This window comes from Protofrankia sp. CiP1_Cm_nod4 (genome assembly GCF_982290645.1).
Genome location: NZ_CEVIVC010000031.1, coordinates 25352 through 37036, shown reverse-complemented (window position 1 = coordinate 37036; position 11685 = coordinate 25352). Strand labels below are relative to the sequence as shown.

Below are 11685 nucleotides of genomic sequence, written 5' to 3'. Positions count from 1 at the left end.
GGCCTGGCCTGACCCGGCGGGGCCTGACCCGGCCGGACAGCCAGGCTCGGCGGGACGGCCATGAACGAAGCGGAGCCCGCCGGACGTCGCGGGAGCCGGCAGCCGCGCGGGGAGCTGCGCTACGGCTGGACGACCGGCGCCTGCGCCACGGCCGCGGCCACCGCCGCCTACACCGCGCTGCTCACCGGCGAGTTCCCCGACCCGGTGACGATCACCCTGCCGGGTGGTCAGCGCCCGGCCTTCGCCCTGGCCCGGGAGGAGCTGACCCCCGGCGCCGCCACCGCCGCCGTCGTCAAGGACGCCGGTGACGACCCGGACGTCACCCATGGTGCCCTCGTGCACGCCCGTGTCCGGCTGGCCGCGCCCCGGGCCGGGGTGGTGTTCCGCGCCGGCCCGGGAGTCGGCACGGTCACCCGGCCCGGCCTGCCGCTGGCCGTCGGCGAGCCGGCCATCAACCCGGTGCCGCGGCGGATGATGCGCGCCGCGCTGGCCGCGGTCGCCGCCACCCACACCGGCCACACCACCCACACCGGCGCCGCCGGCCACATCCGCGCCGTCAGCATCGTCGGCGGCGACGCGGACGGTGCGGACGACACGGACGGCGCCGTGAACGCGGCCGTCGACGTGGAGATCACGATCGGGGTCGACAACGGGGCCGAGATCGCGCGGCACACCTGGAACCCGCGGCTGGGCATCATCGGCGGCCTGTCGATCCTCGGCACCACCGGCATCGTCGTGCCCTACTCCTGCTCGGCGTGGATCGACAGCATCCGGCGCGGCATCGACGTGGCCCGCGCCGCCGGCCACCGGCATGTCGCGGCCTGCACCGGCAGCACCTCCGAGGAGGTGGCCCGCCGGCTGCACGGCCTGCCCGACGACGCGCTGCTCGACATGGGCGACTTCGCCGGCGCCGTGCTGAAGTACCTGCGCCGCCACCCGATCCCGCATCTGACCATCGTCGGCGGTGTCGGCAAGCTCGCCAAGCTCGCCGCCGGTCATCTCGACCTGCACTCCGGACGCTCCCAGGTCGACCTGGCCGCCCTCGCCACGCTGGCCCGCGCCGCCGGCGGCGGCGCGGAACTCTCCAGGCGCGTCGAGACTGCGAACACCGCGCTGGGCGCGCTGCGGCTCTGCCTGGCCGCCGGCGTCCCGCTCGGCGACCTCATCGCGGCGGACGCCCGCCGCACCGCGCTCGACGTGCTGCGCGGGGCGGCCGTGCGGGTCGAGGTGATCGTCATCGACCGAGCCGGGACGCTGGTCGGCCACGCCGACGTCATGGAAGCCGGCAACGGCACCTGACGCCATCTCGCCGACGGGCGCTTCCGCCGCTGAACGGGTGGCTGCGTTGAACGGATGGTTGTGCCGAAGTCCGCGGCTGCGGCCGTGGCTTGCAGCCGTGGCCATGGCCGTGGCCGTTCGGGCGGCCCAGGTCCACGGCAGGCTGTCAGGGTGCTGGCGGCAGCAGCTCCCGGAAGGCCAGCACCCCGCCCGGGTTGATACTGACCAGTGGTATCGGCTTTCCTATCGGGCTGCCGGCGTTGTCGAAGGAAAGATAACCGCCGGCCCCGGCAACCTTCAGATTGCCGTGCAGCCGATTCAGGGTCTGCTCGACATCGGCCGGGGTGACCTGGAGATGGCCGCCGACAGCCGCATACCTGACAGCGGTGACAGCCACCAGGACAGCGTCGTGTGACGTTATCACCTCACCGTCGTCCAGCGTCTCGTTCGGAAATCTCTGCTGGAAAACACCGGTGGGGTCCTGAAATCGAGCGACTGTCGTCCGGTTGAAGAAGGAGTCAGCATCCGGGGCCTGCCAGGCGCCGGGATGCGCGAGCGCGGTGAACAGGACGCTGATGTTCGCGGCCAGCGTCTGGTCGAGCGACCTGTCACCCTCGAGGCCGCTGGCGTCGTCACCGGTCAGCACCGTGATGTGGTCACCCAGGCAGTTACGCCTGGCCAGCACCTTGAGGAAATCCCTGAGTTCCGCGTCCCGGCCGGCGAAATACACGATTCCGGGTCGCTCGCTGCAGATGTTCGGCAACATCTGGACAAATGTGGTGGCCGTCGCGCCCAGTTTCGAATTGTACTGCTCGACCTGGCCGACAAGACGATTCGCCGCGTCCGGATATCTGCTGCTGAAGGTGTCGGCAAGGGTCCCGGGGTAGAGATCGTCGGGGTTCGTGTCCTGGACCAGCATCGCCCGGTTGGCCGTCTTTCGCGCGTGGTCGATGACGGCTGCCACCTCGACGTGGTTCGGCGGGGGAACCCGCCGCAGCGTCGGGATCTCCACCAGATCGTCCGACGTCATAATGGCGCTGATCTGCGGAATTCCCAGCTCCGCAAGTCGGCGGACAGCATCCCGGGTGGCACTCAGGCTCGGCCCGAGGCCGACCGTCGCCACCAGATGGTCCTTCCCGGCGACACGTTTCGCGAGATCCTCGACCACCGGCTTCCACCTGGTGCTGTTGGTGCCCGTGTTGGCCAGCAGCAGCCGGATCAGCGGCTGCTCGGTCATGGTGTCGTGATTGGCCGCGTACTGGGCGACGAACGCTCCTTCCAAGTCGCGCCGGAGTGACCGCGTGTCGGCAGCGACGTTCGACCCGTTGAACCGCAGTGGAAAGACGTAGGCGATGGACACGCTCACCCGGTTGCGCTGCTTCGCGACCCAGTCGTTCTCTTCTCTGATCGCTTTTTCGACGTCCCTGAGCTCCTGGGCGAAAACGTAACCGCCGTCGGTGACGCCGACGCATTCGCCGTCGTGGCGCACCACGCCCGCGGCACAGTCGTCCGAAAACACCAGTCGCATGAAGATGGCGGCGGGCACCCCGAGTGCGACCAGCAGGACGATCACTAACAAGATGATCCGGCGGCGTCTCCGTCTCCTGAAGAAGTCCGGAACGATGACACCGGGCGCCGGCTCGTGACGCCCGAAGAACCCTCTCCAACGGGATCGGCTGTTGTTGGGCATGGTCGCTGATCACACCTCCGGGTCAGTACGGTCGGCCGGCCGTTCGCCGCGCTGATATCGCCACGCCAGGTTCAGCAGGAAATCGTAGGCGTGTTCATATCCGGGGACCGCGGCCAACGCGTTGAGAGCGCCCGGAATCTGGGCCTCGTGCAGTACGGACTCGTGCGCGGACGGCTTGGTGGCCAGCCAGCAGGCCAGCACGAGGCGAGCGAGATGGACGTCCGGCCCGCCGCGCCACCACGGCCCCAGCGTCTCCATGGGATCGGGCGTGGCCAGGGCGGCCATGACCGCCGGCGACATCGGCGCCCGGGTGATCCCGGCCAGTTCGCTCCACCATCGGTGGCCGTCCCACCGCCCGTCGGGCGACACCGCCGCCAGGCCGGCCCGCACATGCTCCACGACCGGGGTCAGTTCGTCGGTGGCGAGCTCGTGATAAAGGGCCGCCGTCACATGCCCCGGGCCGCTGTCCGGTCGAGGCCGCCGGTAATGGTCCCGCAGCCGATGGTGGACGTTGCGCCAGCCGTCCCGGTCGTCATCGGCACGGGCCCGCAGGTCCTGCAACAGCAGGCGGCGCAGCACCGGGCGGAGCACCAGCCTGCCGTCGGTCTCCCACGCGCACATGTTCTCCTGAAGAGCCTGTAACAGGGCCTGCCGGCTCTGGATGTCGGACGTCCGGCCCAGCGCCGCGTGTATCGAACTGGGCTCGACGCGCTGTGGCGCGGCACAGGTGACCAGCATCTTCCGCTGGAGTTCCGTGAAGGGGGCGAGCCAGTGCTCCAGAGCCTCCCCGCCGAGTGTGCGGCGCGACGCGCCGGGCCCGTGCTCCCCACTCTCGATCTCCAGCAGGCAGCGGCTGTTCTCCTCCGCCGGTTCCGGTGGACGACGGCGGGCGACGATCCGTAACCCTCGCAGCACATGGTTGGCCGTTCCCGGATGACCGTCGGTGACGCGGTGCAGGTCCGTTGCCAGCCGGCGCCACCGGTCGGGCAGGTCGGCGCGTCTGACCAGCAGGCTGACGTCGTTCGCCGTGAGGTCGGGTAACGCCACCGGATACCACCATGATCCCGCTTCGTGCGCGTCCGCGCGCCGGCCGCGGGCCCAGTTCGCGTAACCCGCCGCGTCGAGCGGGCGTATCCGGCCCCCCGGAGTGCCGTCGCGGACCGGGTTCCACCCCCGGCTGGTCACGATCACGACCAGCGGGTCGCAGGTGCCGGCGCCCTCCGAAGCCCGTTGATGGCGTTCTTCCACGAGCAGGTGAAGAAACTCCCGGCCGCCGGGGGAATGGTGGACGTTGTCCAGCAGCAGAACGCAGTTGAACAGGTCGCCGCCGGCCCGCCGGCCGGCGGTGAAAGCGTCGTACAGATCGGCGAGAAACATTTTCACCAGCAGCCGTTCCACCTCCTGGCGCGATTCGTCGTCGGCGTTCCGGAGCGCGACCAGGTCGGCCAGGGCGTCCGGGCTGATCGGCTCGGCGGTCCGCCGCGAGCGCTCCGCCCGTTGGAAGGGCCAGGTCCGCCGGCCGCCCAGCCGGGCCCGCCACTGCATGGAGGCGAGGACGGTCACCGCGGCGGACGCCACATCCGGCAGTTCCGACGAGGCGAGCACCGGGCTGACGATCCTGATGATGTCGTCGCGGTTGCGCTCCGCCCAGGTCCGGTCGCGCAGCAGCCTGGTGATCTGGTGCAGGGTCTGGATACGATCGTTCAGCTCCAGCTCGCTGCCGAGGACAAGCAGGCAGGTGTAGAGCCGGTCGAAAGTGACACGCCGATAACCGGGCACCTTCCCGGCAAGGCCGAAAGCGGTCCGGACCAGAATCTCGCGGGCCGGGGAGACATCGCGCCCCGGCGCCGGCCGCCGTCCCGTCCCGCCCAGATTCAGCCGGACGCGCGGCACAGCCGCGCACCATCGTTCGATCTCGTCGAGCACGGCACTGCGGCCAATGCCCGGGGGCCCGAGCAGCAGGACAACCGGCAGGTCACGGTTCCGCGCCTCACCGGAGCGGTCCAGGCACTCCGTCAGCAGCCGCCGGACCGGTTCCTCCCGGCTTCGGGAGATGGCCACTCGCTCGCTCATCGGACAGTCCGCCGTTTGCCGCCGGACCGGCGTGAAACGCGCCATGGAACGGCCGTGCCGATCGCCGACACCATCTCACCAGGGCACATGCGCATATCCATCCGACGAGGCACGGAGAACGATCCGGCCGGCCCGGCTACACCTGCGGCACCAAGATCCGCAAAGCGGAGATCCGCGACAACGAAATCCGTGCCGGCAGGGCGTGGGCAGGGTTTGGGCCCACCAGCCCAGAGCGTACAACCGCTTACATACAGAGTGACCCACGGGCCGATCCACCCGGATGCCTGACAGACATATCATTCCGGCCCGTCCTCGGCGCACGTCCGCCAAAAAATCCCGGACGACCACACGGGATTCCCGGCCGAGAAAGGATGCCGGTGAAATTCAGCCATGACATTGGAAATCGGGGGCCGTCCATGTTTGCGACAATCCTGCCGGGAGCGCCAAGATCGCGCTCGGCGTCGCCGGACCAGCCCAGGTGCGCCGGCAGCCGGGCGACAGGCCCCGGGCAGCCCACCGGCCCACGGCCGACGGCTCTCGTCCGCGACCGTGCAATGACAGCTAGTGTCACCTTCCCGACTCTCCGTCGTCACTTCTGGTTCTCCTGGAGTAAAACAGTTGTTCGGTCAACGCCAGTGGGTGTGGTGGGGGGCACGGCGATGAGCCGTACGCTCCTCGCGCGGCAGGCACCCTTGTCACGAAGGGAACCTGTGTGCCAATCCTGGTCACCGACCTCGATGGAACCCTGCTCGCAGGAGACGTGACCGACCGGCGGCGCCTGCGCGACGCCCTGAACCGCCACCCCGAGGTGGTGGTCGTCTTCGCCACCGGGCGCGCTCTGCCCGCCATCCGCGAGGCGCTGGACGACCCGCTGGTGCCCAGGCCCCGCTGGATCATCGCCGACGTCGGTGCCACCGTGCTCGACGGCGTCGACCACACACCTGTCCAACCGCTGCAGAGCAAGCTGCGAGCCGACTGGCCCGGAACCGCGCGCGTACGCACCGCGCTGCGCCGCTTCCCCGCACTGACCTACCAGGACGGCGTGCCGCAGGAGGGCCGCTGCTCGTTCTTCCTCCACCCCGAAGATCTCACACCGGCCGTCACCGACATGGTGGAGGCACTCGGCTGCACCTGGAGCTACTCGGCGGACCGCTACTTCGACGTCCTGCCCAGGGGCGTCTCCAAGGGCAACGCGCTGACCGCTCTCGCCCGCTCGCAGGGCTGGCCGACAGCCTCGATCCTGGTCGCCGGGGACAGCCTCAACGACCTGTCCATGTTCCGGACCGGTACGCACGGCGTGGCGGTCGGCAACTCCGAACCAGCGCTGATCGCCGCGCTGGACGGCCAGGACGGCGTCCACCGGCCCCGGCAGCCCGGCGCCGCGGGCGTGTTACAGGCACTGCTGAAGCTGGGCTGGGTCGAGGCCCGATCCCCACTCGTGATCGGCTACCATCGCCCGCCGGCCATCTGGGCCCCCGACGCCGACCAGCGGGAACCGTCGAGCCCGAACGGCATCCTGCCCACCCTGCTCAGTCTCTTCAGCGCAGGTATGGAGGCCGTCTGGGTGGCCGCCGCCGTTGCGGAGCAGACGGTTGCGGAGCAGGCGCTCCTGGGGCAGGCAGTCCTGGAACAGCCGGAACGCACAGCCCTCCCCGACGGGCGCAACATCAAAATCCCGCTCTCCTTCCTCCCGCTGCGACCGGACGAATGGCGTGCCTACTTCCACCAGGCATGCAAGGAAACGCTCTGGCCGGTACTGATGTCACAACCCGAACGGTTGTGCTTCAACCCGCTCGCCTGGGAGCAGTACCGGACGGTCAACAGGCGTTTCGCCGAGCACATCGACAGCGAGGCGGCGCAAGGCGGCACGGTCTGGTTGCACGACTACAACCTCTGGCTGGTACCGGGCATCCTCCGCGGAAGGCGACCGGACCTGCGGGTGGGGCTGTTCCACCACACGCCCTTCCCACCGCCGGAGATGTTCGCCGCCCTGCCGACCGCCGAGGAGATCCGTGCCTCGCTCAGCTGCCTGGACTGGGCCGGATTCCACACCACGACCTTTGCCGGACGTTTCCGGTCCGTCCTCGCGGGCAGCCCGCGGCTACCGAGGATCGGCGTCCACCCACTCGGCGTCGACCACGACGCCATCGAGGCGCTCGCCCATGGCCGAGCCCCGCGCATCCGCCGGCAGGGCGGCCAGCTGGTGCTCTCCGTCGAGCGCCTGGACTACACCAAGGCCCCGGTCGAGAAGGTCGAAGCGGTCGCGATGCTGCTCGCCCGCCGCCCCGAGCTGCGCGGGCGCCTTCGCGTCCGACTGATCTGCGCCCCACCCGAGCCCGGCATCGCCGCCTACGACTCGACACGGCGGAAGCTCGAGCGACGGATCGCCGAGGTCAACCGGGCCTGGGGCGAGGACGGCTGGGAGCCCATCGACTACCTGCCCCGTTCGCTCTCCTTCACCGAGGTCGTCGACAACTACCTTGCCGCCGACGTCCTGTGGGTCACCTCCTTCCAGGACGGGATGAACCTGACGGCCAAGGAATACGTCGCCGTCCAGGCAGCGGTCGGCGGTTCCGGCGTACTGGTGCTCTCCCGGCACATCGGAGCGGCGGAGGAGCTGGGAACAGCGGCGGTGCTCACCGACCCCTACTCCCTCGACGACCTCGCCGACCGGCTGGCCCTGGCGCTGTCGCTCACGCCGGCCGAACGGCGGGCACGCCTGGCCGACCTCGCCCGCCGGCTCGGCCACCGTCATCCGACGGCGTGGGCAACAGAGATCATTTCTGCCATCCGGGGAACGGAGCGCGCCTCCGGGCCCTCCCGGCGGGCCCCTGTTCAGAGCGGTGGCCACGGCAACGGCGCCGGGTACGCGGCACGCAACCGATCCTGAGCCTCACCGCGGTCACCGGGAGACCGGTCGTCCGGGGAGCCGGGTCGGACAGCCGAGAGGTGGTCGAGGCCCAGGAGCGCGGCACCGACGACCGGTGGGGCGACCACCAGCCGGATCTCGGCGAGCGGTGCGCGGGTGGCCAACCGGGCGGTGATGTTGTCCAACAGCAGCGGCTGGTGGGAGGTCAGCATGCCACCGCCCAGGACGAGCGGAGTGGGCATGTCGAGCCGGCCCAGCCGGGTGAGCGCCACCAGAGCGAGCCGGACGATCTCATCGGCCTGACGGTCGATCAGGCCGAGCGCGGCCGCGTCGCCGGCCGTGGCCGTGGCGAACAGAAGTGGGATGATCTCATGCAGCCTGGCCCGCTCCAGCTCGCCGAGGTGGACCGCCTCGGCGACACGGGTCGCGCTCGGCAGGTCGAAGTGCGCGGCGATGGCGGACGCGAGCGCGGTCGCCGCACCACGACCGTCCTCCGCCCGGACGGCATGCCACATGCACTCCACCGCCAGCACCTCACCGCCACCCCAGTCACCGGTCAGCCGTCCGAGGGCGGGGAAACGGACCGTCCGGCCGTCCGGCAGCAGGCCCACGCAGTTGACTCCGGCGCCGCAGACCACCGCGGCCCCGCACGCGTCGTCCGTCCCGGCCCTCAGCACAGCGAAGGTGTCGTTACGAACGGCCACCGACCGCGTCCAGCCCTGCTCTTCGACGGCCTTCCGCAGCCGCTCCTCCTCCACCGGCAGATCGGCGTTGGCCAGGCAGGCGCTGGTGTGCTCGGCCACCGGGTTCTTCTCCGGCGGCAGCCCGGCCCGCGCGGCGGCGGCCCGGACCAGCGGCGCCAGCATGGCGACCGCGGCCTGTGCCCCGATCAGCTGCGGCCGGAAGCCACCGCCACGGGCACTGCCCAGGACGGCGCCGTCCGCGCCGACCAGCAGGACGTCGGTCTTGCTGTTGCCGGTGTCGATGGCGAGCACCCCCGGCAGACTGGACATGGCAGGCAAACGGATGCGTCACCCTTCCGGATCGATCGATGTCTCCTCGACGAAGGTAGAGTGCGGCGGTCGGTGAGTTGCCCGACATTCACAACTCGCTGTCAGGCGTCTCCCCGGCCCGCGGCTCTCACGGACAGCGGTCGATCAGTTCACGATGAGACTTCCGGAGCACATCGCGACCACGGGCACGCCGGCGCCGGGCCGGCTATTCCGCTCGGGCCGCCCACAGAGCGCAGATGGGCAGTGCCCAGATCCGGTCGCCGAGCTCGAAAGGCATCGGACCGGTGTGGAACACGACTCCCGCGCGGAAGTCCTGGCCAAGATGGTCACGGAGCCACCCGAGGTGACGGGCGTCCCGGACCGTCGGCACCGAGGAGGCCCTGATCTCAATTGCGATCACCTGGCCTCCTCCGAGGTCTATGACGACATCGACCTCCTGACCGTCACGGGAGCGGAGGTGGTGCAGCCGGACGGGATCACGCTGTTCCCCCACCGCAAGCACGTCCCGGGTGACGACATGATCGACGTAGGCGTCCAGCCAGGCGAGCCGCGCGGGTGCGCTCAGGTTCAGCGCGGCTTCGGGGAAGCCGCTCCTCAATGCGAGGTCGACGTAGTCGTCCAGGCTCGGGGGTGTGCCGGCGATGCTCAGGCGCGAGATGTCCGGGCCCAATAGCAGATCGAGCAGGCCCGGCTGATCGATGGAGCGGGTGATCTCCCGTTCGGTGAGCCCGTGCAGCACCAGCCGGACGACACGCCCCGTTCCGGGCCACTGGCGTGTGGTGAAGTCGGCTTCGACGCTGCCCGTGAGAAGGAACCGGCCGGGACGAGGGTCGTCATCGACCGCCCGCTTGACCGCGCCCAGGACCGCCGGCACCTCCTGCCACGCGTCAAGGAGGACAGGCTCATGGGCGCGGCGCGGCGCGGCGCCGCGTCCGGATCCGCGGCGACCGCAGGGTCGTTCAGCCGCAGAACGACCCTACACATGGGAGTGATCAGTCACGATCTGTGTCTTCGGGGCGGAAAAGCTGGCCCTGGCGTGTGCGGCGGTAGCGCACATGTCTGCTCCTGGAGCTGCTGCCGACGATTTCGACCAGGCCTTCTTCTCGCATGATTTTCAGCCACCGAAGGACGGCCTGATCACCAAGACCGGTTCGTGTGACGAGCTCGGAGCGCGAAAGAGCCTTGCCACCGAGGGCGAGGAGCAGTTCCGGTCTGCGATCGGCCCGGGCGGACTGGCTTTTCGCCGGCGCCGTTCGCCAGGACAGCTCGTATCTGGCCCAGCGACGGCTTCCGATCTGCGTGACGAGTTCACGAGCGACCAGATCCTGCAGTTCGCTGGTGGCGACGCGGGAGTCGACGCCAGTCGCGTCGCGGTAGGCGCGGTTGTCGAGGAGGCCATCCTGGCGCAACAGCGCAAGCGCGATGCACTGGCTGTCGGTCAGGCCCTTTTCCTCCAACCCGCTGATCCAACCGACGGCCTCCTCACTCAGCAAGGTGTGGTTGGGCAGGACGACAGCGAAAGACGAAATTCTGTCATCGAAATCCGGCGGGCTCATGCCCGCGGCAAGCAGCGAGTCGCGCATGGCACGAATGCCCGACCCTCGGTTCTCACAGACAGCGCGGGTCTCACCAGGCAGTGGTATGTCCTCGAGAATCTTGATAAGTGCGGCGTTACGGGCCGAGGAGATGCCCTCCTCACCAAGGCTGTCGACCGTGACGGGACCGAAAAGCCCACCAGGATTACGGACCACCAGACGATCGGGGTACATCTCGACCTGGACCTGGGTACCTCGGGCGCCACTGGACAGGTCACGATGGACCAGGGCGTTGACGATGACTTCGCGCAGCGCGGTCTCGGGATACTCCCAGACGTCCTGCCGGCCCGCACCCGCGATGACCGCCCGGCGAGACATGTTCCGGCGGACGACCGCCAGTGTGTCGCGGACCATGACCGGGACCGAGCCTTCCAATGTCACATTATCCAGGAATCTCTCGGTGGACCGGCCACCGGTCTCGGTCGGGTAGTGGACGAACGTGACCACAAGTTGCGGGAAATGCTCCTGTGGATACCTGCCCAGCGCAAGCAGCCCGCCCAGCGAGACCACATCATCGCCGCCGTCTCCGGGCACAAGAACCTTGGCCCGACGCAGTACCGCCAACCGGTCCAGATCCTGGAACGCATATGGCCTGCTGATCCTCAGTCGTGCGATCAGCGCGTCGACGCCGACCGCATCTAGATGATCGATGCTGGCGCCAAGGACGGGCTGCTCGTCCTCACGGGGCTGACCGCGTGCGGACAGCATCATCTGGACCTCATAGGCCGACAGCCGACGATCTCCGTCGCCCACTCTGACGTAGCTGCCCTTGGTGATGCCGGCCCCACGCGAGTAGCAGGGCTTCTGAGCGGAGCCGAGCTCGGGGACCTCGGCGACCAGAACCTGGGCACCCTCGAAGTCATGAATCTTGATCAACGGCCGCAACGGAGGCTCCATGTCCTCGGCACACATGCAGCCGAGATCAGCGGCAAGCCTCGCCGGATCGGGAAGCCCCGTCGCGGCGAAGCCTTGGGTTTCGTCCAGACCGAGAACGATCATGCCGCCTCGCGTGTTGGCGAACCCCGAGAGGGTCGCACGCAGCGATTTCGGCAGCCCGCCCTGCGCCTTCTTCACCTCCACATCCGCGATGTCCGCACCGATGGCGCGAAGGTTGTCGACGATCTCCGCAAGCTCGGTGTCGAGCATCCGCCCTCCTCACCGACCAAC

At 69.5% G+C, this 11685-nt stretch carries 7 protein-coding genes; 2 read left to right on the top strand and 5 right to left on the bottom strand.

Annotated elements, in window-relative coordinates; translation table 11 throughout:
* Positions 1-60: 60 nt before the first annotated feature.
* Positions 61-1299 carry a cobalt-precorrin-5B (C(1))-methyltransferase gene (locus AC5LSR_RS08545; protein ID WP_250282903.1) on the top strand — a complete coding sequence of 413 codons (1239 nt, stop codon included), beginning with the start codon at positions 61-63 and terminating at the stop codon, positions 1297-1299.
* A gap of 145 nt (positions 1300-1444) precedes the next feature.
* On the opposite strand, the gene AC5LSR_RS08540 is transcribed toward AC5LSR_RS08545, so the two are convergent.
* On the bottom strand, positions 1445-2857 hold the full coding sequence (locus tag AC5LSR_RS08540) for a type 1 periplasmic-binding domain-containing protein (RefSeq protein WP_250282902.1): 1413 nt from the start codon (positions 2855-2857) through the stop codon (positions 1445-1447).
* 120 nt (positions 2858-2977) lie between these two features.
* Complete coding sequence (locus tag AC5LSR_RS08535; protein ID WP_250290329.1) at positions 2978-5041, bottom strand: hypothetical protein; 2064 nt, start codon at positions 5039-5041, stop codon at positions 2978-2980.
* Positions 5042-5753: 712 nt separating this feature from the next.
* On the opposite strand from AC5LSR_RS08535, the gene AC5LSR_RS08530 reads away from it, so the two are divergent.
* Entirely contained in the window at positions 5754-7931 is a 2178-nt protein-coding gene (locus tag AC5LSR_RS08530; RefSeq protein ID WP_250282899.1) for a trehalose-6-phosphate synthase, read from the top strand.
* Here the strand turns inward: AC5LSR_RS08530 and AC5LSR_RS08525 are convergent.
* The 3 genes from AC5LSR_RS08525 to AC5LSR_RS08515 all read right to left on the bottom strand — a co-directional run bounded on the left by AC5LSR_RS08525 (position 7877) and on the right by AC5LSR_RS08515 (position 11664).
* Positions 7877-8923 (bottom strand): N-acetylglucosamine kinase, encoded by a 1047-nt coding sequence (locus tag AC5LSR_RS08525; protein ID WP_250282898.1) that lies wholly within the window; start codon positions 8921-8923, stop codon positions 7877-7879. The genes AC5LSR_RS08530 and AC5LSR_RS08525 overlap by 55 nt on opposite strands.
* A 205-nt stretch (positions 8924-9128) precedes the next feature.
* Positions 9129-9797: a DUF4143 domain-containing protein gene (locus AC5LSR_RS08520; protein ID WP_250290327.1), complete on the bottom strand. Its 669-nt coding sequence runs from the start codon at positions 9795-9797 to the stop codon at positions 9129-9131.
* A 118-nt stretch (positions 9798-9915) separates the two neighbouring features.
* Positions 9916-11664, bottom strand: coding sequence for an ATP-binding protein (locus tag AC5LSR_RS08515; protein ID WP_250286308.1), 1749 nt, complete (start codon positions 11662-11664; stop codon positions 9916-9918).
* Positions 11665-11685 lie beyond the last annotated feature (21 nt).